Annotated in this window: 28 protein-coding genes; 22 read left to right on the top strand and 6 right to left on the bottom strand. The window is 54.5% G+C overall.

Annotated features, from left to right (window positions below; genetic code table 11):
- Positions 1 to 14 precede the first annotated feature (14 nt).
- Both lpxB and rnhB read left to right on the top strand, forming a co-directional pair.
- Positions 15 to 1,151 carry a lipid-A-disaccharide synthase gene (lpxB, locus tag MPQ_RS07200; RefSeq protein ID WP_013442253.1) on the top strand — a complete coding sequence of 379 codons (1,137 nt, stop codon included), beginning with the start codon at positions 15 to 17 and terminating at the stop codon, positions 1,149 to 1,151.
- Entirely contained in the window at positions 1,148 to 1,714 is a 567-nt protein-coding gene (gene rnhB, locus MPQ_RS07195; RefSeq protein WP_013442252.1) for a ribonuclease HII, read from the top strand. The genes lpxB and rnhB overlap by 4 nt, the downstream gene beginning before the upstream one ends.
- Here the strand turns inward: rnhB and MPQ_RS07190 are convergent.
- The 5 genes from MPQ_RS07190 to MPQ_RS07170 all read right to left on the bottom strand — a co-directional run bounded on the left by MPQ_RS07190 (position 1,711) and on the right by MPQ_RS07170 (position 7,892).
- A complete protein-coding gene (locus MPQ_RS07190) occupies positions 1,711 to 2,466 on the bottom strand; it encodes an SAM-dependent methyltransferase (RefSeq protein WP_013442251.1) in 756 nt (251 codons plus the stop codon). The two genes, rnhB and MPQ_RS07190, sit on opposite strands and share 4 nt — an antisense overlap.
- Positions 2,467 to 2,470: 4 nt before the next feature.
- Positions 2,471 to 3,907: a DUF4139 domain-containing protein gene (locus tag MPQ_RS07185; RefSeq protein ID WP_013442250.1), complete on the bottom strand. Its 1,437-nt coding sequence runs from the start codon at positions 3,905 to 3,907 to the stop codon at positions 2,471 to 2,473.
- A 26-nt stretch (positions 3,908 to 3,933) separates the two neighbouring features.
- Entirely contained in the window at positions 3,934 to 4,515 is a 582-nt protein-coding gene (locus MPQ_RS07180; protein ID WP_013442249.1) for a Maf family nucleotide pyrophosphatase, read from the bottom strand.
- Between the two features lie 68 nt (positions 4,516 to 4,583).
- Positions 4,584 to 6,434 (bottom strand): sodium-extruding oxaloacetate decarboxylase subunit alpha, encoded by a 1,851-nt coding sequence (gene oadA, locus MPQ_RS07175; protein ID WP_041362153.1) that lies wholly within the window; start codon positions 6,432 to 6,434, stop codon positions 4,584 to 4,586.
- A 39-nt stretch (positions 6,435 to 6,473) separates the two neighbouring features.
- Positions 6,474 to 7,892: an acetyl-CoA carboxylase biotin carboxylase subunit gene (locus tag MPQ_RS07170; RefSeq protein WP_015830097.1), complete on the bottom strand. Its 1,419-nt coding sequence runs from the start codon at positions 7,890 to 7,892 to the stop codon at positions 6,474 to 6,476.
- Between the two features lie 54 nt (positions 7,893 to 7,946).
- On the opposite strand from MPQ_RS07170, the gene MPQ_RS07165 reads away from it, so the two are divergent.
- From MPQ_RS07165 to MPQ_RS07095, 16 genes are all read left to right on the top strand, one after another.
- Positions 7,947 to 8,450, top strand: coding sequence for a DUF177 domain-containing protein (locus MPQ_RS07165; protein ID WP_013442246.1), 504 nt, complete (start codon positions 7,947 to 7,949; stop codon positions 8,448 to 8,450).
- Positions 8,451 to 8,470: 20 nt separating this feature from the next.
- A complete protein-coding gene (gene rpmF / locus MPQ_RS13700; RefSeq protein WP_015830096.1) occupies positions 8,471 to 8,650 on the top strand; it encodes a 50S ribosomal protein L32 in 180 nt (59 codons plus the stop codon).
- A 73-nt stretch (positions 8,651 to 8,723) separates the two neighbouring features.
- Positions 8,724 to 9,782 carry a phosphate acyltransferase PlsX gene (plsX, locus tag MPQ_RS07160; RefSeq protein ID WP_013442245.1) on the top strand — a complete coding sequence of 353 codons (1,059 nt, stop codon included), beginning with the start codon at positions 8,724 to 8,726 and terminating at the stop codon, positions 9,780 to 9,782.
- A complete protein-coding gene (locus MPQ_RS07155; protein WP_013442244.1) occupies positions 9,779 to 10,732 on the top strand; it encodes a beta-ketoacyl-ACP synthase III in 954 nt (317 codons plus the stop codon). Before plsX ends, MPQ_RS07155 begins: the two co-directional genes overlap by 4 nt.
- 22 nt (positions 10,733 to 10,754) lie before the next feature.
- A complete protein-coding gene (gene fabD / locus MPQ_RS07150) occupies positions 10,755 to 11,684 on the top strand; it encodes an ACP S-malonyltransferase (protein ID WP_013442243.1) in 930 nt (309 codons plus the stop codon).
- Positions 11,685 to 11,702: 18 nt separating this feature from the next.
- Complete coding sequence (gene fabG, locus MPQ_RS07145; protein WP_013442242.1) at positions 11,703 to 12,443, top strand: 3-oxoacyl-ACP reductase FabG; 741 nt, start codon at positions 11,703 to 11,705, stop codon at positions 12,441 to 12,443.
- A 102-nt stretch (positions 12,444 to 12,545) separates the two neighbouring features.
- The gene (gene acpP, locus MPQ_RS07140) at positions 12,546 to 12,782 is read left to right on the top strand and encodes an acyl carrier protein (RefSeq protein WP_013442241.1); all 237 of its coding nucleotides are present in this window, start codon (positions 12,546 to 12,548) and stop codon (positions 12,780 to 12,782) included.
- Positions 12,783 to 12,832: 50 nt separating this feature from the next.
- Complete coding sequence (fabF, locus tag MPQ_RS07135; protein ID WP_041362697.1) at positions 12,833 to 14,065, top strand: beta-ketoacyl-ACP synthase II; 1,233 nt, start codon at positions 12,833 to 12,835, stop codon at positions 14,063 to 14,065.
- A 321-nt stretch (positions 14,066 to 14,386) separates the two neighbouring features.
- Positions 14,387 to 15,220 (top strand): aminodeoxychorismate lyase, encoded by an 834-nt coding sequence (pabC, locus tag MPQ_RS07130; protein WP_013442239.1) that lies wholly within the window; start codon positions 14,387 to 14,389, stop codon positions 15,218 to 15,220.
- On the top strand, positions 15,207 to 16,211 hold the full coding sequence (gene mltG, locus MPQ_RS07125) for an endolytic transglycosylase MltG (protein WP_013442238.1): 1,005 nt from the start codon (positions 15,207 to 15,209) through the stop codon (positions 16,209 to 16,211). The genes pabC and mltG overlap by 14 nt, the downstream gene beginning before the upstream one ends.
- A complete protein-coding gene (gene tmk / locus MPQ_RS07120) occupies positions 16,201 to 16,806 on the top strand; it encodes a dTMP kinase (RefSeq protein ID WP_013442237.1) in 606 nt (201 codons plus the stop codon). The genes mltG and tmk overlap by 11 nt, the downstream gene beginning before the upstream one ends.
- The gene (holB, locus tag MPQ_RS07115; protein ID WP_013442236.1) at positions 16,803 to 17,825 is read left to right on the top strand and encodes a DNA polymerase III subunit delta'; all 1,023 of its coding nucleotides are present in this window, start codon (positions 16,803 to 16,805) and stop codon (positions 17,823 to 17,825) included. Before tmk ends, holB begins: the two co-directional genes overlap by 4 nt.
- Entirely contained in the window at positions 17,822 to 18,202 is a 381-nt protein-coding gene (locus tag MPQ_RS07110) for a PilZ domain-containing protein (protein WP_013442235.1), read from the top strand. The genes holB and MPQ_RS07110 overlap by 4 nt, the downstream gene beginning before the upstream one ends.
- Positions 18,203 to 18,321: 119 nt before the next feature.
- Positions 18,322 to 19,098: a TatD family hydrolase gene (locus MPQ_RS07105; protein WP_041362150.1), complete on the top strand. Its 777-nt coding sequence runs from the start codon at positions 18,322 to 18,324 to the stop codon at positions 19,096 to 19,098.
- Complete coding sequence (locus MPQ_RS07100; RefSeq protein WP_013442232.1) at positions 19,089 to 19,853, top strand: MBL fold metallo-hydrolase; 765 nt, start codon at positions 19,089 to 19,091, stop codon at positions 19,851 to 19,853. Before MPQ_RS07105 ends, MPQ_RS07100 begins: the two co-directional genes overlap by 10 nt.
- Before the next feature lie 80 nt (positions 19,854 to 19,933).
- A complete protein-coding gene (locus MPQ_RS07095; protein ID WP_013442231.1) occupies positions 19,934 to 20,347 on the top strand; it encodes a hypothetical protein in 414 nt (137 codons plus the stop codon).
- A gap of 62 nt (positions 20,348 to 20,409) precedes the next feature.
- On the opposite strand, the gene MPQ_RS07090 is transcribed toward MPQ_RS07095, so the two are convergent.
- Positions 20,410 to 21,327: a LysR family transcriptional regulator gene (locus MPQ_RS07090; protein WP_013442230.1), complete on the bottom strand. Its 918-nt coding sequence runs from the start codon at positions 21,325 to 21,327 to the stop codon at positions 20,410 to 20,412.
- Between the two features lie 164 nt (positions 21,328 to 21,491).
- Between MPQ_RS07090 and MPQ_RS07085 the strand changes: the two genes are divergently transcribed.
- From MPQ_RS07085 to MPQ_RS07070, 4 genes are all read left to right on the top strand, one after another.
- Positions 21,492 to 22,481 (top strand): XdhC family protein, encoded by a 990-nt coding sequence (locus tag MPQ_RS07085; protein ID WP_013442229.1) that lies wholly within the window; start codon positions 21,492 to 21,494, stop codon positions 22,479 to 22,481.
- Between the two features lie 4 nt (positions 22,482 to 22,485).
- A complete protein-coding gene (locus MPQ_RS07080; protein WP_013442228.1) occupies positions 22,486 to 23,103 on the top strand; it encodes an NTP transferase domain-containing protein in 618 nt (205 codons plus the stop codon).
- Positions 23,104 to 23,173: 70 nt separating this feature from the next.
- Positions 23,174 to 23,644 (top strand): (2Fe-2S)-binding protein, encoded by a 471-nt coding sequence (locus MPQ_RS07075; protein ID WP_013442227.1) that lies wholly within the window; start codon positions 23,174 to 23,176, stop codon positions 23,642 to 23,644.
- Between the two features lies 1 nt (position 23,645).
- Positions 23,646 to 25,841, top strand: coding sequence for a xanthine dehydrogenase family protein molybdopterin-binding subunit (locus MPQ_RS07070; protein WP_013442226.1), 2,196 nt, complete (start codon positions 23,646 to 23,648; stop codon positions 25,839 to 25,841).
- The last annotated feature ends 96 nt before the right edge of the window (positions 25,842 to 25,937 follow it).

Here is a 25,937-nt window from a genome sequence, read left to right as displayed (position 1 = left end):
GAAAGACCTGTAGCATGCCCATTATCGGCATTGTGGCCGGAGAGTCGTCCGGTGATCTTCTTGGCAGTCATTTGATCCGAGCCTTGAAAAAGCATAGGCCGGATCTGCAGTTTGTCGGCATTGCAGGCCCTAAGATGCAGGCCGAAGGGGCACGCACACTTTTCCCCATGGAGCGCCTGTCCATTCGCGGCTATCTGGAGGTCTTGCGTCATCTGCCAGGTTTGTTAAGGTTGCGCCGCCAGCTTGCCCGTGATCTTATCGAGGCTCGCCCCGAGCTTTTCATCGGGATTGATGCGCCCGACTTTAACTTTGGCCTGGAACGCAAACTCAAGCGCCGCGGCATTCCCACTGTTCATTACGTGAGCCCCTCCATCTGGGCCTGGCGCCGTGGCAAGATGTCAAAAATCAAGCGTGCGGTTTCCCATATGCTGGCGCTATTCCCCTTTGAGCCTGACTTATACAAAGAGGCCGGGGTGCCGGTCAGTTATGTGGGGCACCCATTGGCAGATATCCTGCCTATTGAGCCTGATCAGGTGCAGGCACGTCAGAATCTCAAGATCAAGGCAGAGCAGGTCGTCATCGCCATGTTGCCGGGTAGCCGCCAGAGTGAAGTCCGCCAATTGGCGGCGCTCTATGTGCAAACCGCCCGAAAAATGTTGGAGCATCAGCCCGGTATCCAGTTTGTTGTTCCCCTGATTACGCGTGAAACCCGCAGGATTTTTGAGCAGGCCATTTACGATGAAAAAGCGGAAGAACTGCCGATCAATATTTTATTTGGGCATGCCCATATGGCGATGGAAGCTGCGGATGCCGTCATTGTGGCATCGGGCACCGCCACACTTGAGGCAGCCTTGCTGAAGCGCCCCATGGTGATCACCTATCGTATGCCTTGGCTGAGCTGGCAAATATTGAAACGCATGCTCTATCTGCCTTATGTCGGCTTGCCGAATGTGCTGGCAGGCCGCTTTGTGGTGCCAGAGTTGCTGCAGCATAATGCGACCCCGGAAAAATTGTCTGAAGCCACGCTTAAGATGGTGAACGACAAAACCCAGATGGAAGAAATCAAAGCTGAATTCACGCGTATTCATCATCTTCTGCGGCAAAATACTGAGGAAAAAGCTGCAAGTGCCATTCTGGCTTGCTTGCCATGAGTGAACTCATCATTTGCGGGGTGGATGAAGCCGGGCGGGGGCCTTTGGCTGGGGCCGTTTACGCAGCTGCCGTGATTCTGAATCCTGCCAGGCCTATTCCAGGGTTGGCTGACTCCAAAAAACTGTCCGAAAAAAAACGGGATGCGCTGACGCTGGAAATCAAGCAGCATGCGCTTGCCTGGGCGATTGCCCACAGCACAGTAGAAGAAATCGATAGCATCAATATCCTGCAAGCCAGTATGCTGGCAATGCGCAGGGCGGTCGAACAACTCGGCATTCAGCCACATAAGCTACTGGTGGATGGCTTGCACTGCCCACAGGTTTCCATGGTGGCAGAAGCGATTGTTGATGGCGACAGCAAGGTCGAGGCGATTTCTGCGGCCTCTATTCTGGCGAAAACTGCACGCGACAAAGAGCTGTACGCGCTTGACCAGCAATATCCTCATTATGGATTTGCCAAACACAAAGGCTATCCCACCGCATTCCACATGGCCATGCTGATTGAGCATGGCGTTTCGCCAGTGCACCGGCGCAGTTATGCGCCTGTCAAAAAACTGCTCTAGCGCCCGTCAGCTGCCAATAACAGAAATACGGTGGGTTGACGGTGGATATCCGGCAGCTCGTGCCGCTTCCATTCGGAGATTGTTTTAGTCACGATGCGCTCTGTGCTCAGGCTGATATTGGTGGCCACACAAAGCCTCGTCGTCCCCTGGCACTGGGCCAGAATATCCTCCAGCATATGTTGGTTACGGTATGGCGTTTCGATGAATAGCTGAGTCTGTTGCCACTTCTGCGATTCCCGCTCCAATTCTTTCAAGCGTTGAATTCGCGCAGCCTTGTCGCTTGGTAGATACCCATGAAAGCTGAATCGCTGCCCATCAAGCCCTGAGGCCATCAGGCTCAATAATATGGACGAAGGACCGACCAAGGGCACCACCTTGATGCTTTTGCGGTGCGCGAGTTCCACCAGTCTGGCGCCCGGGTCTGCAATGCCCGGGCAACCTGCTTCCGACATAATCCCTACGTTACGACCTTGCAGCAGAGGCTTGAGCAGCTCAGGCAAGGCTTTTTCTTCGGTATGCTCATTGAGCGGCAACAGGGTCAGTTCACGTACCGGCTTATCTGTTTTGATCAGCGATAAAAAGCGCCGCGCCGTTTTTTCGTTCTCCACCACAAAGGTGTCCAGCGTTCTGGCGAGTTTCAATACCTCAGCGGGCAGCGCATTATCCAGTCGATCATCCCCGAGTGTGACAGGCAGCAGATAAAGCGTACCCAAGGGCGATGATGTGACTGTGGAGGAGGAGGTCGTGCTCATGAAATCAATATTTAACCTGCGTGCGATAAGTGAGTACGGCTTGGCCTTCGGCTGGGATCTGGACTTTCCAGGCGTACAGATGGCTGTTCAGCTTGTTACCTGGCTGACTTTCCTTCAGGATTTTCCAATCGCCAGGTATTGGTTCTTGCACAATGACCGTGACAGTTTCTTTTTTCGCATTGCGCAGCACAATTTCGTAAGCGCTTTCTGTGGCCCTGCTAGCTTTGGCTGGATTGGGTAATTGCTTGAAGTCAGTTTGCTTCTTGTCGGCATTGATGTCGAACGCATCGCCCAGCTTCAGTCTGATTGTTTCATTGCGTGCGGTATGGTCAATATTGTCCTCACCTACAAACTGAGCATTGCCCTGGCGATCTTTTTTGTACACGCGCAGGGTGCCTTTAGGCAAAGGCATGCCAAGGCGGTCTGCTTCCTTGTTATCAAACTCGATAAAGACCCCGACTTTGAGTTTCTGGCCGATTTCATCCACGCTGGAACCATAGTAATAATCCGCGCCTTTCAGCAATAGCTCTTTGCGAACAGGCACTTGGCTTGCGCTGAGCAGGGCAACTTGTTTGGATTGGTTTTCAGCCAGGGTAGTGGGGCGATCCAGGCTGTAGAGGTGATACTCCAGCAGGGATTCTTCACTGACCGGGGCGGCGGCATCCATCGCCATTTCCGATCGTGCCATCTTCATTAGCATGGGCCTAGCTTGTGGTGCGCGATGCACATCGCCGGCTACCAGTTGCAATTTGGCATTGCGATACGTAGCGCCGCTGGTATTGTTGAGCGTGATCCAGGCTGACAAGTCCAGCTTGTCTTCAGCCGCATTCAGTTCGGCAACATAGTCAGCTTTCCAGGATAGTCCACCGGTCAGGTAGCTGAGCTCCACAGTCTGGTCGCCAGCCTGCTTGTTGCTGAGATGGGTAAGCAGGGTGGGGCGGTAGCGCAGATTGGCAGGGACATCCGGGTAGACAATGCGGCCTGCAATGCCGGTTTCAATGCGGTTGCCAATTTTGAGCACGGCACCATTATTCGCGGACAGCACCTGCGCTTGCTCGCTGGTCTCAACGCCCGTGGCAGGGTTGGTCCGAACGAGCTGGACTGTCTTGCCTACATATTTTTCCAGCAGCTTTTCCGGCGTCAGCAAATCAAAGTCGAAATTCTGCTCAACGACGTTCAGCGTATTGGGTGTGCTCAGGCTGCGTAACAGTGCAGTCTCGGGGCGCAATTGGGCGCTGACATCGCGCAGGGTCAATACACTGTTGCCCGCAGGCAGTCTGGTTTTTCGCTGGTCTTTGATGAGGGCAAGGTCCTCGTTGTAAATGGTGACGGCTACCTGGGTTTGATCCTGCAATGTACTCAGTATTTCTTCTGTATCAGCGGCCAGTACCTGGCTGGCAAACAGACTGCTCAGACATAGAGCGAGAACACGGTTTTGCATGAAAATCTCCTTGGGGCGTTGCCCGCTTAGATAATGGTTAAGCCTTCGTTTTGCAGCATAGTGATGAGGCAGATCAATGGTAACCCGATCAGGGCATTCGGGTCTGTGCCCTCCATGCGTGCAATGAGCGCAATTCCAAGCCCTTCCGATTTGGCGCTGCCCGCACAGTTGTATGGCTGCTCTTTATGCAGATAGTTTTCAATCTGGGCATCACTCAGCATTCTGAATTCGACCACGTAAGGCACAACATCCGCCTGCATGGTTCCAGTCGCGGCATTGTATAGACATAGCGCGCTATGGAAGGTGACCTCGCGTCCCCGCATGCTTTGCAATTGCCTTGCTGCGTTTGCGTGCGTACCCGGTTTGCCAATTTGCTGCCCATCCAGCGTCGCCACCTGGTCGCAGCCAATGATCAGGGCTTGTGGGTATTGCGCGGCGACTTTGCGCGCTTTTTCCTGGCTGAGCCGCAAGGCGGTGTCTTCGGGCTTTTCATTGGCTAAAGGTGATTCATCAATATCAGGTGAGCAGCAGATAAACGGGATATCCAGCCTGGTCAGCAAGTCGCGGCGGAATGGGGAGGAAGAGGCAAGAATCAGTTCGATAGACATAAGTTCTTTTACCAATAAAAAAGCCGACAGATATGAAAACTGCCGGCTTGTTATGGATGACGCTGCGGTTAAGCGGGCTGGATTTCCAGCAAAGACTCGTCGGGAGTCACGCTGTCACCTTTGGCGACATGCACAGCGACGACGATGCCGGATTTAGGCGCCTGGATTTCATTTTCCATTTTCATCGCTTCAATCACCAACACGGCATCCCCGGCATTTACCTGGTCACCCGCTTTAACCTTCACTTCCACAATGGTTCCCGGCATGGCGGTGGTCACACAACCGACATGGGATGGGCGAGGGCGGCCTGTGCTGCTGCTGGCATTGCTGGATGCTTTTTTACGGCCATTGCCATTCGTGTTGCCATCGCTGACTTCAATTTCACTGAGGGTTTCTACAACCACTTCCTCAGCCACCCCATCCACGGACACATAGAATGGGCGCTGATCTTCTCCAGCATGACCGCTACCTGTCAGCTTGATGTGGAAGGTTTCACCGTGCAGGGTCACGTTAAACTCATGAGGCGCGTAGCGAGCGGCCGAAGTTGAGGCAGCTTCTTTGGTCAGTAGCGCTTCTGGTTTCAGCGTGCCAGCATTACGCTCCTGCAGGAAGGTTTTGGCCAGATCAGGGAACATGGCGTAGGTCAGCACATCTTCCTCTGTCTTTGCCAATCCTTCGGATTCGGCGCGCAGTTTATCCATTTCTGCATCCAGCAGATCCGCTGGGCGGCAGGTAACGACCACGGCATCACCTACAGCAAGGTGTTTCACATCGGTATTGACGGTGCTTGGTGCCTTGCCATACTGCCCCAGCAGGTAGTTTTTCACCTCGTTGGTGATGGATTTGTAACGGGCGCCGGTCATCACATTCAGTACGGCCTGGGTTCCCACGATTTGCGAGGTAGGCGTGACCAAGGGAGGGAAGCCCAAATCCTCACGCACACGTGGAATTTCTGCCAGTACTTCGTCCATGCGGTCCAGAGCGCCTTGCTCTTTCAGCTGGTTGGACAAATTCGAAATCATGCCGCCTGGCACCTGATTCACCAGTACGCGTGTATCAACACCAGTGAAGGCGCTTTCAAACTGCCAGTACTTCTTGCGAACTTCACGGAAGTAGGCGGCAATTTCTTGCAGCTTGCCCAGATCAAGGCCGGTGTCGTACTCGGTACCTTGCAATGCCGCCACAATGCTTTCAGTGGTCGGCAGGCTTGCGCCTTCCGCAAAGGAGGAAATCGCACCGTCCACAATCGCGACGCCGTTATCCACTGCACGCAGGATGGACATGCTGGCCAGACCGGAAGTGGCGTGGGCATGCAGGTGTATAGGCAAATTGGTGGCAGCACGCAGTTCCTTGACCAGCTCGCCGGTGATTTCAGGCGTCAGCAGACTGGCCATGTCCTTGATGGCGATGGTGTCACAGCCGAAGGAGGCCAACTCTTTGGCCAGCTCGACAAAATAAGGAATGCCATGCACGGGACTGGTGGTGTAGCTGATAGTACCTTCGGCGTGCTTGCCGACTTTTTTCACGGCTTCGATAGAGGTGCGCAGATTGCGCAGATCATTCATCGCATCAAATATGCGGAAAACATCCACGCCATTATCGGCGGACTTTTGCACGAATGCGCGTACCACATCGTCGGAATAATGACGGTAGCCAAGCAGATTCTGGCCGCGCAGCAGCATTTGGATGGGCGTCGATGGCAAGGCCTTGCGCAAACTCTTCAGACGCTCCCAAGGGTCTTCCTTCAGATAACGTACGCAAGCATCAAATGTTGCGCCACCCCAAGCCTCCAATGACCAGTAACCAATGGCATCAAGCTGTGGGCAGATGGGCAGCATGTCTTCAGTGCGCATGCGCGTTGCGATCAATGACTGGTGGCCATCGCGTAAAACTACATCAGTAACATATACTTTTGCCATATTCTTAACTTATCGCTTCACTATTAATACGGGTTCTATTTAGATGCCTTCGTGCGCTGCTATGGCGGCTGAGATGGCGGCGGCGATCAATTCGCGCGGTAGTTTGGTTTCATAATTGATCAGCTCCGGATGGGATTCAACAAAGCTGGTATCAAACTTGCCACTGCGAAAATCAGGATGATTAAGAATTTCCTGATAGTAAGGAATCGTGGTCTTCACGCCGTAAACCACCATGTCGTTCAGCGACCGGCGACCACGCTCGATCACGCTTTCCCAGTTGAGTGCCCACACCGTTAACTTGGCGCACATGGAGTCGTAATAAGGCGGAATGACGTAACCACTGTACATTGCCGCATCCATACGGACACCTGGGCCGCCCGGGGCATAGTAACGCGTGATTTTGCCAAAGCTTGGCAAAAAGTCCTTCTTCGGATCTTCAGCATTGATGCGAAACTCCATGGCAAACCCGCGGTAGTGCACATCTTCCTGCTTGTATTGAAGTTTAAGACCATCGGCAATGCGAATCTGTTCCTGCACGATATCAATACCAGTGATGGTTTCGGTAACGGTGTGCTCTACCTGCAGGCGGGTGTTCATTTCCATGAAATAAAAGCTGTTATCCGAGTCCAGCAAAAACTCCACGGTGCCAGCATTCTTGTAGCCCACGGCCTTGGCAGCCTTGACTGCCAATTTGCCAATGTATTCGCGTTGCGCATTGCTTAACTGCGGCGAGGGGGCAATTTCAATCAGTTTCTGGTTGCGGCGCTGAATGGAACAGTCACGTTCGAACAGGTGAATCACGTTGCCATGGCTATCTGCCATGATCTGTACTTCAATATGTTTGGGATTAACCACGCACTTTTCGAGAAATACTTCGGGTTTGCCAAACGCTTTGCTGGCTTCCGAGATCACGCGGTCGTAGTTGCTGAGCAATTCTTTTTCATCATTACAGCGGCGAATGCCACGTCCGCCGCCACCGTTAGTGGCTTTCAGCATGACGGGGTAGCCGATTTTGCGGGCAAGGGTGCGGGCTTCCTCGAGATCGGCCAGGTTGCCGTTACTGCCAGGCACACAGGGGATGCCGGCCTTGATCATGGCATTACGTGCCTGAATCTTGTCGCCCATCTGGCGAATGACCTTTGCATCCGGACCAATGAATTTGATGCCGCGGCGGGCACATATTTCGGCTAATTCGGGATTTTCGGACAAAAAGCCGTAGCCGGGATGCAGGGCGTCGCAACCTGAAGCCACGGCCAGGTTGACGATATTATGTGCATTCAAATAACCCACCACAGGGTCTGAGCCAATGTTATAGGCTTCGTCGGCTTTCTTTACATGTAATGCGTGGCGGTCGGCATCAGAGTAGATGGCGACTGACTTGATTCCCATTTCTGAACATGCGCGAACGATGCGGACAGCAATTTCACCGCGATTAGCTATAAGTATTTTTTTGATCACGCTTGAGACCTGATTTTTTGACACAGAAACATGCAAATTATATCATGCGCCCCTATGGCTGCACAGAACATCATCAACAGCATTGAGTTTGCGCGAAAAGCGCTTGAAATTCATGGTACAATTCCGGTTTCGCAATTTCCGCGCCTTCAGGATGCCTATGCATCAGCCGATGGCGCGCTGAATTGGCGCTTGCTGGGGAATGTTAACGACGGCAAACCAACACTGCAATTAAAGGTGTCCGGGGATCTGGGTTTAACATGTCAGCGTTGTCTGGAAGCCATGTCATACAACATCGACATTTCGACATTGTATTACCTGGTGCCCGATGAGGATGCTATTCCGTCAGAAGAAGAGGATCTCGATGACAGGGATTACCTGGTTGCTGAAACGCATATGCAAGTGTCGGAATTGATAGAGGATGAGGTGTTGCTGGCGATGCCGCTGGCACCCAAGCACGAACAAGAGGATTGTGCCGTAAAGGGTGATCGTCTTGAGCTGGGAAAACCTAATCCATTTGCGGTGTTGCAGGGTTTGAAGTCCGGAAAGCACCGGGATTAATTAGTTAACAGGAGTAGATCATGGCAGTTCAACAAAACAAGAAGTCCCCATCGAAGCGCGGTATGCACCGTTCGCACGATTTTCTGACTAACCCACCATTGGCTGTTGAGCCAACCACAGGTGAAACTCACCTGCGTCACCACGTAAGCCCTAGCGGTTACTACCGTGGTCGTAAGGTTCTGCCTGCCAAGGGCGAGTAAGTTAGTATCAAACAGATGCGCCGGTTCTGATAAAGAATCGGCGCTTTGTTTTTATATAAAAGCCAATTAGTACATGGATATCACAGTTGCTGTGGATGCCATGGGCGGCGACCACGGCCCTCATGTCACCGTTCCTGCTGCGCTGCAAGCGTTAAAGCAGGATGCTGAAATCAATATCGTTCTGGTTGGATTAGCCGAGGTTATCGAGGCTGAGCTGGCTGCGCATCATGCAAAGGTCGGCCCCCGCTTGCGCATTCATCATGCAAGCGAGGTCGTCACCATGGACGAATCCCCGCAAAGCGCGCTGAAGAATAAAAAAGATTCTTCAATGCGTGTTGCCATCAATCTGGTCAAGAGTGGAGAAGCCCACGCCTGCGTTAGCGCTGGCAATACGGGAGCGCTCATGGCGACCGCCCGTTTTGTGCTGAAAACCTTGCCGGGTATCGATCGACCAGCCATTGCCGCCACCTTGCCGAGTCGCAAGGGCCTTACCTATATGCTGGATCTTGGCGCCAACGCTGACTGCACGCCAGAGCATCTGCTGCAGTTTGCCATTATGGGTGCCATGCTGGTGTCCTGTGTCGAGCACAAGGAAAGACCCACGGTGGGCCTGCTTAATATCGGCTCCGAGGATATCAAGGGCAATGAAGTGGTCAAACAGGCTGGAGAGTTGCTGCGGGCGAGTCATTTGAATTTTTACGGCAACATTGAAGGCAATGACATCTACAAGGGCACGACAGACCTGGTGGTGTGTGATGGCTTTGTCGGCAACGTTGCCTTGAAAACCTCGGAAGGCCTGGCTCAGATGATGGGTAGTTTTCTTGGGCAGGAATTCAAGCGCAACTGGCTGACCAAGATCATGGCCCTGGCTGCCATGCCGGTTCTGAAGGCATTCCGCAAGCGGCTGGATCATCGTCGCTATAATGGCGCCAGTTTCCTCGGCCTGCGTGGCATTGTGGTGAAGAGCCACGGTGGTGCGGACACATTTGCCTTTCTGCATGCCATCAATGTGGCAAGTGAAGAATCCCGTAGTGGCGTATTGAAGCGCATTACAGAACAGCTGGAAATAGAACATATCAAGCCAGCACCAGCGTCGCAGCTACCCGCTGAGACTACGAAAGAATTAGCATGACATATTCCCGTATCGCCGGAACTGGCAGTTATCTGCCCGAGCGCATACTGACCAATGCAGAACTTGAACGCATGGTCGACACCAGTGATGAGTGGATCGTGACTCGCACTGGCATCCGCGAGCGCCACATTGCTGCTGAAGGCCAGTTTACCAGTGACCTGGCTTACGAAGCCGCATTGCGTGCCATCGAAGCTGCCGGTATTACCCATGAAGAAATCGATCTGGTGATTGTGGCAACCACCACACCGGATCGTGTGTTCCCGAGCACAGCCTGTCTGGTACAGGCTCGTCTTGAGCTAGGTCCTTGTCCGGCATTTGATATTCAAGCCGTTTGTAGCGGGTTTGTGTATGCCCTGGCCACTGCAGATAACTTCATCAAGTCCGGTGCCGCAAAAACCGCGTTGGTGATTGGTGCAGAAACCATGTCGCGCATTACCGACTGGACTGATCGCAGCAACTGCATTTTGTGGGGTGATGGCGCGGGCGCCGTTATTCTGCGTGCTTCTGACGAGATGGGTATTTTGTCCACGCATTTGCATGCGGATGGCCAATATGCACGATTGCTCAATGTGCCGACCGGTGTTTCCCAAAAAGAAGGCAGCAAGACCATCCATATGGAAGGCAATGCCGTTTTCAAGGTGGCGGTTAATACGCTCGACGCTATCGTGGATGAAACATTGGAAGCCAATGGCCTGCAAAAGTCCGATGTGGATTGGCTGGTGCCTCATCAAGCAAATATCCGTATTCTCCAGTCCACCGCCAAGAAACTTGGCATGGGCATGGAAAAAGTCGTTGTTACCGTGGATCGCCATGGCAATACATCGGCAGCTTCTATTCCGCTGGCGCTGGATGTTGCTGTGCGCGATGGCCGTATCAAGCGCGGCGAAACCCTCCTGATGGAAGCCTTTGGTGGTGGATTCACCTGGGGCTCGGTACTAGTGAAGTTCTAAAAGACAACTCATAGAGATTGACATGACATTTGCATTTTTCTTCCCCGGACAGGGCTCTCAATCCGTCGGCATGATGCAGGGCTTTGATGGTCTGGCTGTGATTCGCGATACCTTTGTCGAAGCTTCCGATATTCTCGGTGAGGATTTCTGGAAAATGGCGACCGAGCCAAATGACTTGCTGAACCAGACAGCCCATACGCAACCCTTGATGCTGACGGCCGGAGTCGCGACATGGCGTGCCTGGCAGGCTCAGCATGGCGAAGCGCCTGCCATCATGGCAGGGCATAGTCTCGGCGAATATACAGCTCTGGTGGCTGCAGGTGCACTCAGCTTTGATGCGGCATTGCCATTGGTGCGCTACCGCGCAGAGGTGATGCAAAAAGCAGTTGCCGAAGGCGTAGGTGCCATGGCAGCCGTATTGGGCTTAAGCGATGAAGACGTGCGTGCAGCCTGTTCTGAAGCGGCTCAAGGCCAGGTTGTTGAAGCGGTTAATCTTAACTCCCCAGGTCAGGTGGTAATCGCAGGCCATCGGGAGGCCGTGGAGCGCGCGATGGAAGCAGCCAAAGGCAAGGGTGCCAAACGCGCCATTCTGCTGCCGGTCAGTGTGCCATCTCATTGCGCCCTGATGCAGCCCGCCGCTGCTGAGCTGAAGAATTACCTGCAAGATGTCACCATCAGCCCATCCCGTATTCCTGTGATTCACAATGCAGATGTTGAGTCGCATGATGATGCAGCGAAAATCAAGGACGCCCTTGTTCGTCAGCTGTACAGTCCGGTTCGCTGGGTAGAAACTGTCCAGAAGATCAGCCAGCAAGGCATTGCACAAAGTGCCGAGTGTGGACCAGGCAAGGTGCTGGCGGGGCTCGCCAAGCGCATTGTTCCTGAGTTGGCATGTGTTGCATTGCTCAGTCAGGCTGCGATTGACGAAGCTCAATCTCAATTCAAATCATAATTTATTCAGGAGTCGCAGATGCTTCAGAATCAAATCGCGCTGGTCACTGGCGCTAGCCGTGGTATCGGTGCAGCCATTGCCCAGGCATTAGGCCGCAATGGAGCGGTTGTTATCGGCACCGCCACCAGTGAAGCCGGCGCTGAGCAAATCACCAAGGCGCTGCAAGCGGCAGGTATTAAAGGGCAGGGGTTGGCACTGGATGTCAATAACACCGAGCAGATCGATGCCGTGATTGACCAGATTGCCAAGTCGTATGGTGATATTGGCATTCTTGTGAATAACGCTGGCATTACCCGCGATACCTTGTTGATGCGCATGAAGGAAGATGACTGGGACGCAGTCATCTCCACCAATCTTTCTTCGGTATATCGCCTTTCGCAAGCGGTAATGCGCCCCATGATGAAGGCTCGTCAAGGCCGCATTATCAGTATTTCATCTATCGTGGGACACACCGGCAATGCCGGCCAGGCAAACTATGCCGCCGCCAAAGCTGGCGTCAGTGGTTTTACCAAGTCACTGGCTGCCGAGCTCGGCAGTCGTGGTGTTACCGTCAATTGTGTGGCTCCAGGCTTCATTGATACCGACATGACACGTGAACTCCCCGAAAAAGTGCGGGATGATCTGCTTGGCAGGATTCCCCTGGGCAAGCTGGGTCATGTGGATGATATTGCAGCGGCCGTCGTGTTTTTAGCTTCTCCATCAGCGGCTTATATTACGGGCGAAACCTTGCACGTAAATGGCGGCATGTACATGGCGTGATCGCTAGGTTTTTAGTATCAAGCAGTTTTTTGAATTCCTCGGGACTTTTGCTAGAATAGCCCGAGCTTTTGTAAGCAACATAAACTTGAAAGGGGTATTTAGATGTCTGACATCGAACAACGCGTTAAAAAGATCGTTTCTGAGCAATTGGGTGCAAATGAAGCTGATGTAAAGAATGAGTCTTCCTTTGTAGATGACCTGGGTGCTGATTCGCTCGACACCGTTGAACTCGTGATGGCACTTGAAGAAGAATTTGATTGTGAAATTCCTGATGAAGAAGCAGAGAAGATCACAACCGTTCAGCAAGCGATTGACTACGTCAGCGCCAACCTCAAGTAATTTCCCCCATCCATTCTTAAATTCTGGAGTTGCTTTTGTCCAAGCACAATCTGCAGAAGCGCAGAGTTGTCGTGACTGGCCTGGGCGTCGTATCACCGGTTGGTGTCGGTGTTCAGGCGTCCTGGTCTGATCTACTGGCCGGGAAATCCGGCATCACCAGAATCACCAAGTTCGATCCTAGTCCCTTCGCCTCGCAAATTGCGGGCGAAGTGAAGGGGTTCGACGTCTCCCAGTTCTTGCCTGCCAAAGAAGCGCGTCGTATGGATACCTTTATCCAGTACGGCATGGCAGCAGGTATTGAGGCGGTGCGTGATTCGGGTATTGAAGTGACTGAGGAAAATGCCGAGCGTATCGGCGTTTCCATCGGTTCCGGTATCGGCGGCTTGCAGCTTATTGAAGAGACGGATGAGACGTTTCACACATCCGGTCCAAGAAAAATTTCGCCGTTCTTTATTCCCGGCACCATTATCAACATGATTTCCGGCAATCTTTCCATCATGTACGGCTTTAAGGGCCCGAACGTGGCGATTGTTACCGCCTGTACCACAGGCACGCATTCCATCGGTGATGCTGCCCGCATGATCGAATACGGCGATGCGGATGTCATGATTGCCGGTGGCGCAGAAGCGGCCATTACGCAACTGGGCGTAGGCGGTTTTGCCGCTGCGCGCGCATTGTCCACGCGCAATGATGACCCTGCGACGGCTAGCCGCCCATGGGATCGTGATCGTGATGGCTTCGTCATTGGCGAAGGCGCTGGTGTCATGGTGCTGGAAGAGTACGAATCTGCCAAGAAACGTGGCGCCAAGATCTATGCCGAGTTGGTAGGCTACGGAATGAGCGCCGATGCGTATCACATGACCGCGCCTAATATGGATGGTCCACGTCGTTCCATGCGTAATGCATTGAATAACGCTGGCGTAAATCCGGATCAGGTGCAGTTCATCAATGCTCACGGCACTTCCACTCCGCTGGGTGATACCAATGAAACCAATGCGATCAAGGCTGCATTTGGTGACCATGCAAAGAATCTGGTGGTGAACTCCACCAAGTCGATGACGGGTCACTTGCTGGGTGGTGCGGGTGGTCTGGAGTCGGTATTTACGGTTCTTTCCATTCATCATCAGGTATCGCCTCCCACTATCAACATTTTCAATCAGGATCCTGAGTGTGATCTGGATTATTGCGCCAATGAGGCGCGTGATCTGAAGATTGATGTGGCGCTGAAAAACAACTTCGGCTTCGGTGGTACCAACGGTTCCCTGGTGTTTGCCAAAATCTGATCTGCCGATCAGGCTTGTCTTATGCTCAAAACTGTGCATGGCCTTGATGGTTATGCACAGTTTTGTCGCATTTGACGGTCCTGTGACAGAAGGCCACACTCGAGATTGCTTTAATTTTTCAAGTTGTTGATTTTAATAAGCTAATTATTTTTAGCTCTTTTTGAGTCAAAATCAAAAAATCTAATGCCCAGCGATACTTAGCGGCATTATCCTGCAATCTTCCACAAATCTATCCACAGCTTTTGTGGATGCAACACTCCTTTGTAATGACGTCAACATGCTTTAGGATAACGGTGTTTTTAACGAGCACATGAGCGCCCGATGACGTATCCCTTGCCGACATTGGTAAATGGTCGGCCCGATGCATTGATATCGCCTGCAGACCGCGGCTTGGCCTATGGCGATGGCGTATTTCGAACCTTGCCCGTTATTCTTGGCAACCCTCAGGTATGGGCTTTGCATTACCGCAAGCTAAGTGAAGACTGTTCACGGTTAAACTTATCCTGCCCACCAGCCAGTGATCTGTTAAATGATATTCGGCAGCTCTATGCCGATCATGCGAGTGGGGTTGCGAAAATCATCATCAGTCGCGGGGCAGGAGGGCGCGGCTATGCCATCAGTTCCGAGATGCAATCCACCCGCATTGTCATGCGAACTGCCATGCCGGATTACCCCCAGCATTATGCGGAAGCCGGGGTGCAACTGACACTGTGCAATCTCAGGCTGGCTCATCAGCCCAGGCTGGCGGGTATAAAGCATCTCAACCGGCTGGAAAATGTACTGGCCCGTATGGAGTGGCAAGACCCGGATATTTTTGACGGTGTAGTGCTGGATCAGCAAGGGTTTGTGATCGAAGGCACCATGTCGAATATTCTGCTACGGTTTGGTTTCCGCTTGTTGACGCCGGATCTCAGGCGCTGCGGGGTGGCGGGTGTCACGCGTGATCGTATTCTGCAATTGGCGCCATCGCTTGGGCTGCAAGCAGGCGTGGCGGATATTTCGCTGGATCAAATGATGCAAGCGGATGAGGTCATCGTTTGCAACAGCCTGTTTGGTGCATGGCAGGCAACTCGCTTCAACGGAAAAACCTGGCAGCCTCAGCAACTGGCGGAACAGTTAAGGTATTTATTGCAGGAACAACATGAAATTGATTAGATCTTTACTGTTACTGGCATGCCTGGCGCTGGTGGTAGCAGGTGCATGGCTATATTTCTACAGTACGACGCCAATGGCGGCGCGTGCCACCACGGAAGACGTCTCCCTGAAAGCGGGCAGCAGCTTGCGTAGCGTCGGGCTGCAACTGGTGCAGCAGGGCGTGCTGCCGGAGCCCTGGAGCTTTGAAGTGCTGGTGCGTCTGTTTGGCAAGGCGGGTGACATCAAGGCTGGCAATTATCAGATTGCGGCGGGTACCACGCCTTATCAGTTGTTGATTACCTTAACCAATGGCAATACCACGCAAGCCAGCATTACCTTTATTGAAGGGTGGACCTTTCAGCAAATGCGGGCTGCGCTGAATGCGCATGAGTCGGTACGCCACATGACCATGGCATATACCGATCAGCAGATATTGGCCGAGGTAGGGGCCACCGAAGAAATTGCCGAGGGCTTATTCTTCCCCGACACCTATTACTTCACGCCGCAATCCAGTGATAAAGATATCCTCAAGCGGGCTTACACCACCATGCAGCAAAAGCTCTCCACGGCCTGGGCCGGCAGAGACGCGGGCTTACCTTATGCCACGCCATACCAGGCCTTGATCATGGCCTCCATCATTGAGAAAGAAACCGGCCGTGCCGTTGAGCGGCCGCAAATTGCGGGTGTGTTTCTTAATCGCCTGCGCCTGGGCATGCGCCTGCAAACTGACCCTACTGTGATTTACGGAGTTGGCGAGCGGTTTGACGGCAATCTGCGTAAAAAAGACTTGCTGCTGGATACGCCATACAACACCTATACACGGGCTGGTTTGCCCCCCACGCCGATTGCCATGCCCGGCCTGGGCGCCATTGAAGCCGCGCTGCACCCCATGAAAACCAAGGCGCTGTATTTCGTGGGCAAGGGCGATGGCAGCCATGAATTTTCATCCACGCTGGCCGAACATAACCGGGCCGTGGTGCAGTATCAATTGAGGCCCAATCGTGCGCGGTAAATTCATTACTCTCGAAGGCATGGATGGTGCGGGCAAAAGCACGCATATACCGGACATTCTGGCGCAATTGCAGACGCGTGGCGTAGAGGTGATATCCACGCGCGAGCCGGGAGGAACGGCACTGGGTGAGCAGCTGCGCGAAGTGCTATTGCATACCCCGATGGCGGCTGAAACGGAAAGCCTGCTGATGTTCGCTGCCCGGCAAGAGCATCTTTCTACCTTGATCCTGCCCGCACTGGAGCGCGGCGCTTATGTGCTGTCGGACCGTTTTACCGATGCGTCGTTTGCTTATCAGCATGGTGGCAGAGGGCTGGCCTCGGAGCGCATTGCCCAACTGGAGCAATGGGTGCAGCAAGGGCTGCAGCCGGATTTGACCTTGCTGTTTGATGTACCAGTGGAAGTCAGTGTGCAAAGGCTGGCAGCGGCTCGCACCCCGGATAAGTTTGAGCGTGAATCTGCAGATTTTTTCCGGCGTATTCGCCGGGCCTATCTGGACCGGGCACAGCAGTTTCCTGAGCGCTTTCGCATTATTGATTCCAACCAGCCGCTGGAGCAGGTCAAACTGGCTGTGCGTGCTGCCCTGAGTGCCTTATGAGCCAGGAGCTGATGATTTTTCCCTGGCAACACGCCGTATGGGCGGGCTTGATCGCGCAGAGGAAAACCCTGCCGCATGCCATGTTGCTACGCGGACCGGCCGGCATAGGCAAGCTGCAGTTCGCGCAAGCGCTGAGCAAAGCCCTGCTGTGTCAGCAGCCACAAGTCGATGGGCATGCCTGTGGCGTTTGTGCCAGTTGCGGGTGGTTTGCCCAGGGCAGTCATCCTGATTTTCGCTTGCTGGCCCCCGAGCAGGATCAAGCCGATGAAGATGCGCCAGCGCCCGCCAAGCCCACTACCAAAAAAACACAGATATCGGTCGCCCAGGTGCGTGAGCTGGGTGGATTCCTGGAGTTATCCAGCCATCACAACGATGGCGTGCGCATCGCGCTGATATGTCCGGCAGAAGGCCTGAATGTGGCCTCAGCCAATGCCTTGCTGAAAATGCTGGAAGAACCGCCACCGGGCGTAGTGTTCCTGTTGGTGGCCCATCAGCCGCAACGCTTGCTGCCGACCATTACCAGCCGTTGCCGCAAGGTGGATATGCCGGTGCCCGATATGCAGGGCGCCTTGAGCTGGCTGAACGAGCAGAGGGTAGATCAAGCGGAGGTCAGGCTGGCCTATGCCGGTGGCTCGCCTATGGTTGCGCGCGATCAGGCGGAGGGCAGCAAGCCGCTGGAGCTGATACTGGCGCAACTGGCTCGTGGAGCTGGCGCCGATGCTTATTCGCTGGCGACAATGCTGAATGCCCTCGGAATGGCGGAAGCCATGCGGGTATTGCAAAAATGGCTTTATGATCTACTTGCCTGCCGCTTTGCCGTACAGGCGCGTTACCACATCCTGCATAATGCCGCTTTGCAAGCCTTGGCCAAAAGCGTAGACTTGGCTCAAATGCTTGAATTACAGCGTAAACTTGACGATGCCTACCGCAGTGCGACGCATCCATTGAACAATGAGCTGCAACTGGAAAGCCTGATGTTGCAGTATGTGCAGTTATTTTCCGCCAAAACCAGAACATGAGTACCAGCGCGCTTCCTAATGACCCCTTGATCAGCTCCCCAGCCAAGCCTGGGGTATTGTCATTGGCCATCAAGGAAAAGGCGGCGCTTTACGCCTCCTACATGCCCTTCATCAAGGGGGGAGGCCTGTTTATCCCCACCAACAAACCTTATCGCATCGGCGATGAGGTTTTCATGTTGCTGAGCCTGCTGGATGATCCTGTCAAGCTGAAAGTTGTGGGCCACGTGGTATGGATAACGCCTGTGACGCAAGGTAGCCGTCCGCAAGGGATTGGTGTTCGGTTTAGCGAAAAAGATGGCGGTATTGAGGTCAAGAACAAGATTGAAGCCTTGTTGGGCGGTGCCATGAAGTCTCCTCGCCCCACATACACCATGTAGCTACAGCTTGCTGGCATTGGACATCCCAGTGTTTTGTTTCACCTGAAGTTAATTTATGTTGTCGTTCTTCTGCGTATTGTCGTTAACCCGGTTTGTTGCCGTTATTGTGAATATTCTCCATGCTTGTCGATTCCCACTGCCATATCAATTTTCCTGACCTTGCCAGCAATATGCCTGGATTGCGTGCGGCCATGGCTGAAAATGCGGTTGGCCATGCCTTGTGCGTTTCCGTTACCTTAAAAGACTTTCCCGCCGTGCTGGCTGTCGCCGAAGCCCATGACAACATTTTTGCTTCGGTGGGGGTGCATCCGGACTATGAAGACGAGCCCTTTTTCACTGCAGACGATCTGGTCAAGCTGGCGCAGCATCCCAAGGTGATTGCCATCGGCGAGACCGGGCTGGATTACTTTCGCCTCACTGGCGATCTGGAGTGGCAGCGGGAACGCTTCCGCACCCATATCCGCGCGGCCATCGCAGCGGACCGGCCCTTGATCATTCATACGCGGTCTGCGGCTGAAGACACCATACGCATCATGCGGGAGGAGGGCGCTGAGCGCATTGGCGGCGTCATGCACTGCTTTACAGAAAGCCTGGAGGTGGCTGAGCAGGCCATGGCGCTGGGCTTTTATATTTCCTTCTCCGGCATCGTGACCTTCAAGAATGCTGGCGCGCTAAAAGAAGTCGCGCGGCAGATTCCGCTCGATCGCGTGCTGGTCGAGACCGACTCGCCTTACCTCGCACCTATCCCGTTTCGTGGCAAAACCAATCAGCCTGCCTATGTGAAGCATGTGGCGGAAGAGGTGGCACGGTTGCGTGGCATCTCGCTGGAAGCGTTGTCCGAAGCTACTACCCGTAATTTCTTCACATTGTTCAGGCAGGCACGTCCATGCAATTGACCATGCTGGGCGTGGGCTCCAGCGCGGGCACGCCGGTCGTGGGCTGCCAGTGTGCAACCTGCCGCTCGAGCGACGCGCGCAACAAACGTACCCGCTGTTCCTCGGCCATCACCTTTCCCAATGGCGAAGTGGTGTTGATTGATACGGGGCCCGACCTGCGCTTTCAGGCGCTGCGTGAAGGCCTTAATCGCGTAGACGCCGTGCTTTATACCCATACCCATGCCGATCATCTGCATGGCATTGATGATTTGCGAGCCTTCTGCCAGATACAACGAAAACAGATTCCACTCTACGGCAAGGCCGATGCACTGGCACATATAGCCGACAAATTTGGCTATACCATCCGCGAGCCGAGTGATTTCTGGGATTTGCCCGTGCTGGGGCTCAACGAGGTAAAAGCGCCGTTTGAGCTATTCGGCCAGACCGTGACTCCGATTCCCGTCAAGCATGGCTACAGCGATATTCTGGGCTTCCGCATCGGAAACCTGGCTTATCTGACCGATGTGTCCGAAATCCCCGAGGCTTCGCTTCCCCTGCTTCAAGGCCTGGATGTGCTGCTGCTGGATTGCCTGCGCTACAAGCCGCATTACACGCATATCAACCTGGAGCAAAGCCTGGAATATGCTGCCATGATTGCCGCGGCCGACACCTATCTTATCCACATGACCCACGAGATGGAGTATGCGGCGGTCAGTGCCTTGCTGCCGCCCAATGTGCATGTCGGTTATGACGGTTTGCAATTGCATTTTGAATGAGCAGGTAGTGAAACTATCCTGCTGCATGTACTGCCTAAAAGTGCGATAATCGCCCCCTCAAACGTGTATCGGAACTCACTATGCAACTGAATACCATGCAATTGACCAAGACTTTTTCTGCCTCTGTGCTGCTGGCGGCTGTATTTGCCGTGGCTGCATTGCCTGCCCTGGCTGCCGACACCGCTCCTGCCAAGACCACAGCTGCAAAAAAAGGCAATTATTCAGAAACCGATTTCTTGCGTGCATTCAGCGGCAAGTCGCGCCAGGTCGTGACCGAGCGCCTGGGCAAGCCTGTGAAAAAAGAACAATCCGTCATGCCATCCAATGCAGCTGGCGTGGTCGGCAAGAAGCTGGATACCTCCAAGCCGGTGAATGTGGAAATGTGGTACTACAACAATCTGGTCGAGTATTCCCCCAAAAAGACCTACAAGGTGACCGAGCTTACTTTTGTGAATGATCGTTGCATGAACATTGCGTTTTTCAACAATCGTTGATTTTTGCATGCTCAACAAAAAGGCTGCCATGTGCAGCCTTTTTTATTGTGCTTAATAGAGCACTACAGCATGGTGGGCATCACCGATTCCTTGGCCAGTTCTTCTGCCAGATAATCAAACACAATGCGCACGCGGGGTGCGACCGGGCCGCGCTGGGGGCGATAAACATACAGGGTCCAGGGCTCCGCGGTGTAATCCTCCAGCAGCGGGACCAGCCGCCCCTCGCGTATGTGGGGAATCGCCATGCAGCTCCCAATCTGGCCTATGCCTATGCCATCCAGCACCGCTTGTATTTCTAGCTGCGAGTCATTGGTCAATAACACCTGGTTATTGATCTGTAACTGCTGGCCGCGCGCAAACATCCATGGCCAGGCTCTGCCACTGCTGGGGGCGATCAGCCCCGTGGTTGGCAGATGCAGCAAATCCTGCGGCGTTAATGGTTTGCCTGTGCGCTTGATCAAGGCTGGGGATGCCACATTCCAGAAAGCCACCCGGCTTGCCGCCTTCGCTATGAAGCCGTTGTCTTTCAGGGTGGCGCCCACTCGTATGCCAATGTCGATCTGCTCATCAATGACGTCCGCAATATTGTCTGAAAGGCGAATATCAAACTGAATGCCGGGATAAGAGGAGGAGAGGTCGCGCAACAGGGGCAGCAGGAAAGTGCGGCCTATGCCCATGGGCACCGTGATACGGACCAGCCCACCGAATTCGCTAGGCTTGCTGCCCGCACCCGGAGTGAAGAGATTATCGACATCCGCCAGGGCTTTTCTGGCTTCAATTGCAAAGCCGCGACCAAACTCAGTGATACGGATTTGCCGTGTATTGCGATGAAACAACAGCTCACCCAATGCATATTCCAGATCCTTGATCGCGCGCGTCACAGCTTGCGGCGAAATACCCAGTCTGAGGGCAGCCTCTTTGAAACTGCTGGCATCTGCTGCTGCGCAAAATACCCGCATCATTTCCAGTTTGTTCGACATGTATGCATTCCTGTTTGTAATGCTGTGTATTATTCCACAATATGGAATTCTAAAATCATGACTATGTCATTTATCATGAAGTCCTAAGCGGGCATAATGAAATTCTTACACGCAAGTTTGTTGTACACCTTGTCTTCACACCTATGCCATTAGCGGGGAGCGCCATGGATAGCGTCGATTTTTCAGTATTCACCACAGCCCTTGAGTGGGCGCGACAAAAGCAGCCCTTGTGGCTCATGACGGTGGTTGAAACCTTTGGTTCCAGCCCAAGGCCTGTAGGGGCCATGCTGGTATTACGTGCAGATGGCCTGATGGTGGGCTCGGTTTCTGGCGGCTGCATCGAAGACGATCTCGCCGATAAAGCGCGCCTTGGCCAACTGCCTCAGCACAGGGCCGAAGTGCTTACCTATGGCGTCACCACGGAAGAAGCGCGTCGCTTTGGCTTGCCATGCGGTGGCGTTCTCAAATTGCTGGTTGAGCCCATGCGGGATGATCGCTGGTTGCAGCAAGTACAGTCTCTGGTGGCTGAGCATCGCCTGGTTTCTCGTACTCTCGAACTGGATAGCCTGAACGTGGTGGTAAGCGATGCCGCCCCGGACAGCAGGCTCACGCTCAGCGCAACCCACTTGACCACGATACACGGCCCGCGCTGGCGCATGCTGATCATTGGCGCCGGGCAAACCTCGGTCTATCTCGCCCAAATGGCCCAAGCGCTGGATTACGACGTGATCGTGTGTGATCCTCGCGAAGAATTCAGACAGACGTGGTCGGTGCCGGGCACCCACGTCATTGGCGATATGCCGGACGACGCCATTTTGACGCAGCAAGTGGATAGCCGCACCGCCGTGATTGCGCTGACCCACGACCCCAAGCTGGATGACATGGCCTTGCTGGAAGCATTGAAATCCCCTGCATTTTACGTGGGGGCGCTGGGGTCACATCGTACCAATCAGCAGCGCCGCGAGCGGCTGGCTTTGTTTGATCTTGCCCCTGAAGAAATTGACCGCCTGCACGGCCCGGTAGGCCTAAGCATTGGTAGCCGCACTCCGCCGGAGATCGCGGTGGCGATCGTGGCTCACCTGGTGTCCATACGCAATCATCCCCAATTCAATGCTGCCTCGTTTCAACCGGCCGAACTCAAGCAGCATGCCTGACAACATGCATGACATCAGCCCGATTGTGCTGGCCGCCGGCAGTTCGTCCCGCTTTGGCGGACCCAAGCTGATGCAGCCACTGACCGGGGATATAGGTGCCATCTGTGTGCTTTCACAAGCATTGCAGCCTTGGCTGACGAGTTTTCCTGATGTGTGGGTGGTGGTGCCGCCTGAGCACAAGGCGCTACGGGCGCAGGTAGAGCAAGAGCTGGATGCGGCCGACCGCATTCACTGGCTGGCATGCGATCAGTCGCCATGGGGCATGGGGCACAGCCTGGCCTTTGGCGTGGCGCAAACTCAGCATGCCAGTGGCTGGCTGATCGGGCTGGGCGATATGCCGGATATCCATGCGAACACACTGCAATCACTTGCGGAAAAGCTTGCAAGCGGCCATGCCCTGATAGCACCTGTTCATGCAGGCAAGCGCGGGCACCCGGTCGGATTCAATGCCCAGTTTCGCCAGCCCCTGATGGCATGCCAGGGCGACCAGGGGGCAAGGCAGATTGTGCAGGATCATATGGAGCTATTGGTGACGCTGGATGTCGACGACGCCGGCGTGCTGTTTGATATTGATACGGTGGCGGATTGGCAGCGGCGCGAGTCGGCGTTTGCCGCGCCCTAGTTTTTCCAGCAATACAGATTACCCTGAATTTTTTTGCTTTTATTTTTAACTCTAACAAGATGAGGTAACCATGATCACCTTGAATGTAAACGGCGACCAGCACGATCTGGATGTGACCGATGACACCCCCATACTGTGGGCCTTGCGCGATGTAGTCGGCCTCACTGGCACCAAGTTCGGGTGTGGCATGTCGCTTTGCGGCGCCTGCACCGTGCATCTGGATGGCAAGCCGATACGGTCCTGCGTCACACCGGTATCCGCTGCCACAGGCAAGGAAATCACCACGATTGAAGGCATAGGCGCCAGCGAACTCGGCAAGCGCGTGCAGGATGCCTGGATTGAACAGGAAGTGGTGCAATGCGGCTACTGCCAGTCCGGCCAGATCATGTCCGCCGTTGCCTTGCTAAAGGAAAATGCGACGCCATCGGATCAGGACATCGACAATGCCATGTCCGGCAATATCTGCCGCTGCGCCACTTATGCGCGCATTCGTTCCGCCATCAAGCTGGCTGCTGGTCAGCCTGCCGCCAAGGAGGCCTGATATGCACATGCTGCCCGAAACACAAACAGCCGAAACCGCACGCGGGGATGTCAGCCGCCGCGACTTTCTTAAACTTTCATCCGGTCTGGGCATAGGCCTGCTGCTGGAGTTCAGTCTGCTGGGCACCGCCTGCAGCAAGCTGGGCATTGGCGGCAAGCAGGAGTTCACGCCCAATGCCTTTATCCATATTGATCAGGATGGCGTCGTGACCATCGTCGCGCACAAGGTGGAAATGGGGCAGGGGACATATACCTCCATGCCCATGCTGATTGCCGAAGAGCTTGAAGTCGACGTCAGCAAGGTCAAGCTGCAACACGCACCGCCGGATGACAAAGCCTATGGCGATGCCTTGCTGGGCGCGCAGATTACCGGGGGCTCCACCTCCGTGCGCGGTGCCTGGAAGCCCCTGCGTGAAGCTGGCGCCCGTGCGCGCATGATGCTGATACAAGTCGCTGCCGATGAATGGAAAGTGCGCCCTGAGACCTGCTACGCCGAAAATGGCGAAGTCGTCCATCAGCCAACCGGGCGTCGCGTGCCGTATGGCGATCTGGTGGAGAAGGCCTCGCGCCTGCCTGCACCCACTGCTGTGACGCTCAAGGACCCCAAGGATTTCAAGATCATCGGCAAGCCGGTGCACCGCCTGGATGCGCCGTCCAAAGTGAATGGCACCGCCGAGTTTGGCATTGATGTCAAAGTGCCGGACATGAAAATCGCTACCGTCAGTGCCAGCCCGGTATTTGGCGGCAAACTGGTCTCCGTCGATGACAGCGAAGCCAAAAAGATTCAGGGCTTTCAGCAGGTGATCAAGCTGGACAATGCCGTGGCCGTGATTGCCGACCACATGTGGGCCGCCAAGCAGAGCCTGGCTGCGCTGAAAATCACCTGGGATGATGGCGAACACGCTGGCTTCTCCAGCGCCAGTCTGCGCGAAGACATTGCCAAGGCATCCGAAGCCAAAGGCGCCGTGGCCAAGAACACGGGCAATGCGCCTGGCGTGATTGCCTCTGCCGACAAGAAGCTGGAAGCGGTTTATGAACTGCCGTTCCTCGCCCATGCCACGATGGAACCCATCAATTGCACCGTACACGTTCAGGACGATGGCTGCGATATCTGGGTCGGCACCCAAGTGCCCGTGGTCGCACAGATGGTGGCGGCGCAGTTGACTGGCCTGGCGCAAGACAAGGTGCGCATTCATAACCATCTGCTGGGGGGCGGCTTTGGCCGTCGTCTGGAAGTCGACTCGGTGGCACAAGCGGTATCCATCGCCAAGCAGGTTAACTTCCCGGTCAAGGTGGTATGGACTCGTGAAGAAGATATACAGCACGATATGTACCGTCCGTATTACTACGACCATATCTCGGCCGCCATCGATGAGCATGGCAATCCGCAAGCCTGGCAGCACCACATCACCGGCTCATCCATCATGGCGCGCTTTTTCCCGGCCGCGGTGAAGGATGGCGTAGACCCGGATGCGGTCGAAGGCGCGACCGATCTGCAATATGCCGTGCCGAATGTGTATGTCGATTACGTGCGTCACGAGCCGCCATTGCCCACCGCTTTCTGGCGCGGCGTCGGCCCCACCCATAACATTTTTGTGGTGGAGAGCTTTATTGACGAGCTGGCCGCCAAGGCAGGCAAGGATCCCGTGGAATACCGCCTCGCCTTGCTGAAAAACGCTCCGCGCGCCAAGGCGGTGCTGGAACTGGCGGCAGAAAAAGCCAACTGGTCCAGCCCACTGACAGCGCCCGCCAAGGGCAAGGCTGGCAAAGGCGTCTCGGTGCTGTTTGCCTTTGGCACCTACATTGCCCAGGTGGTGGAAGTGGAAGTTGATGCGGATCAGCAGGTACGGGTGAAGAAAGTGGTCTGCGTAGTGGACTGCGGCTACACCGTGAATCCTGACACTGTACGCGCCCAGATGGAAGGCGGCATCATGTTTGGCATTACCGGCGCGCTGTGGGGTGAAATCAACTTTGAGCAGGGCCGTGTGCAGGAAAGCAACTTCCATAACTACCGCATGATGCGCATGAATGAAGCGCCGGTGGTCGAGGTGCATCTCGTGCCCAGCCAGGAAAACCCGGGTGGTATCGGTGAGCCAGGCACGTCTGCCGTGATGCCTGCGGTGGCCAATGCCGTGTTTGCCGCCACTGGCAAGCGCGTGCGCAAGCTGCCGATTGCCAAGGCGCTCACGACTACCTGAGCCCACAGGCAAGCCTGAGACGCTGGCTCTCATCGCAGATGAGGCAGCCTGGCTCACAAGGCTCTTGAGTATGTTTGTTGAAGAGGCCGACCTTAA

It is taken from the genome of Methylovorus sp. MP688, assembly GCF_000183115.1.
In the GTDB taxonomy this organism is placed as follows: Bacteria; Pseudomonadota; Gammaproteobacteria; order Burkholderiales; family Methylophilaceae; genus Methylovorus; species Methylovorus glucosotrophus.
The sequence above is the reverse complement of the archived record's forward strand: the minus strand, read 5'-3'. Positions and strand labels throughout refer to the sequence as shown.

What these genes read in the sequence shown, in the direction of transcription:
- rpmF (WP_015830096.1), top strand. Translation starts at nt 8,471, where the DNA reads ATGGCAGTTCAACAAAACAAGAAGTCCCCATCGAAGCGCGGTATGCAC.
- rnhB (WP_013442252.1), top strand. Translation starts at nt 1,148, where the DNA reads ATGAGTGAACTCATCATTTGCGGGGTGGATGAAGCCGGGCGGGGGCCT.
- oadA (WP_041362153.1), bottom strand. Translation starts at nt 6,434, where the DNA reads ATGGCAAAAGTATATGTTACTGATGTAGTTTTACGCGATGGCCACCAG.
- MPQ_RS07085 (WP_013442229.1), top strand. Translation starts at nt 21,492, where the DNA reads ATGGATAGCGTCGATTTTTCAGTATTCACCACAGCCCTTGAGTGGGCG.
- MPQ_RS07105 (WP_041362150.1), top strand. Translation starts at nt 18,322, where the DNA reads ATGCTTGTCGATTCCCACTGCCATATCAATTTTCCTGACCTTGCCAGC.
- MPQ_RS07110 (WP_013442235.1), top strand. Translation starts at nt 17,822, where the DNA reads ATGAGTACCAGCGCGCTTCCTAATGACCCCTTGATCAGCTCCCCAGCC.
- fabD (WP_013442243.1), top strand. Translation starts at nt 10,755, where the DNA reads ATGACATTTGCATTTTTCTTCCCCGGACAGGGCTCTCAATCCGTCGGC.
- MPQ_RS07155 (WP_013442244.1), top strand. Translation starts at nt 9,779, where the DNA reads ATGACATATTCCCGTATCGCCGGAACTGGCAGTTATCTGCCCGAGCGC.
- MPQ_RS07095 (WP_013442231.1), top strand. Translation starts at nt 19,934, where the DNA reads ATGCAACTGAATACCATGCAATTGACCAAGACTTTTTCTGCCTCTGTG.
- pabC (WP_013442239.1), top strand. Translation starts at nt 14,387, where the DNA reads ATGACGTATCCCTTGCCGACATTGGTAAATGGTCGGCCCGATGCATTG.
- MPQ_RS07190 (WP_013442251.1), bottom strand. Translation starts at nt 2,466, where the DNA reads ATGAGCACGACCTCCTCCTCCACAGTCACATCATCGCCCTTGGGTACG.
- acpP (WP_013442241.1), top strand. Translation starts at nt 12,546, where the DNA reads ATGTCTGACATCGAACAACGCGTTAAAAAGATCGTTTCTGAGCAATTG.
- mltG (WP_013442238.1), top strand. Translation starts at nt 15,207, where the DNA reads ATGAAATTGATTAGATCTTTACTGTTACTGGCATGCCTGGCGCTGGTG.
- plsX (WP_013442245.1), top strand. Translation starts at nt 8,724, where the DNA reads ATGGATATCACAGTTGCTGTGGATGCCATGGGCGGCGACCACGGCCCT.
- lpxB (WP_013442253.1), top strand. Translation starts at nt 15, where the DNA reads ATGCCCATTATCGGCATTGTGGCCGGAGAGTCGTCCGGTGATCTTCTT.
- holB (WP_013442236.1), top strand. Translation starts at nt 16,803, where the DNA reads ATGAGCCAGGAGCTGATGATTTTTCCCTGGCAACACGCCGTATGGGCG.
- MPQ_RS07080 (WP_013442228.1), top strand. Translation starts at nt 22,486, where the DNA reads ATGCATGACATCAGCCCGATTGTGCTGGCCGCCGGCAGTTCGTCCCGC.
- MPQ_RS07070 (WP_013442226.1), top strand. Translation starts at nt 23,646, where the DNA reads ATGCACATGCTGCCCGAAACACAAACAGCCGAAACCGCACGCGGGGAT.
- fabG (WP_013442242.1), top strand. Translation starts at nt 11,703, where the DNA reads ATGCTTCAGAATCAAATCGCGCTGGTCACTGGCGCTAGCCGTGGTATC.
- MPQ_RS07090 (WP_013442230.1), bottom strand. Translation starts at nt 21,327, where the DNA reads ATGTCGAACAAACTGGAAATGATGCGGGTATTTTGCGCAGCAGCAGAT.
- MPQ_RS07100 (WP_013442232.1), top strand. Translation starts at nt 19,089, where the DNA reads ATGCAATTGACCATGCTGGGCGTGGGCTCCAGCGCGGGCACGCCGGTC.
- MPQ_RS07165 (WP_013442246.1), top strand. Translation starts at nt 7,947, where the DNA reads ATGGCTGCACAGAACATCATCAACAGCATTGAGTTTGCGCGAAAAGCG.
- MPQ_RS07075 (WP_013442227.1), top strand. Translation starts at nt 23,174, where the DNA reads ATGATCACCTTGAATGTAAACGGCGACCAGCACGATCTGGATGTGACC.
- MPQ_RS07185 (WP_013442250.1), bottom strand. Translation starts at nt 3,907, where the DNA reads ATGCAAAACCGTGTTCTCGCTCTATGTCTGAGCAGTCTGTTTGCCAGC.
- MPQ_RS07180 (WP_013442249.1), bottom strand. Translation starts at nt 4,515, where the DNA reads ATGTCTATCGAACTGATTCTTGCCTCTTCCTCCCCATTCCGCCGCGAC.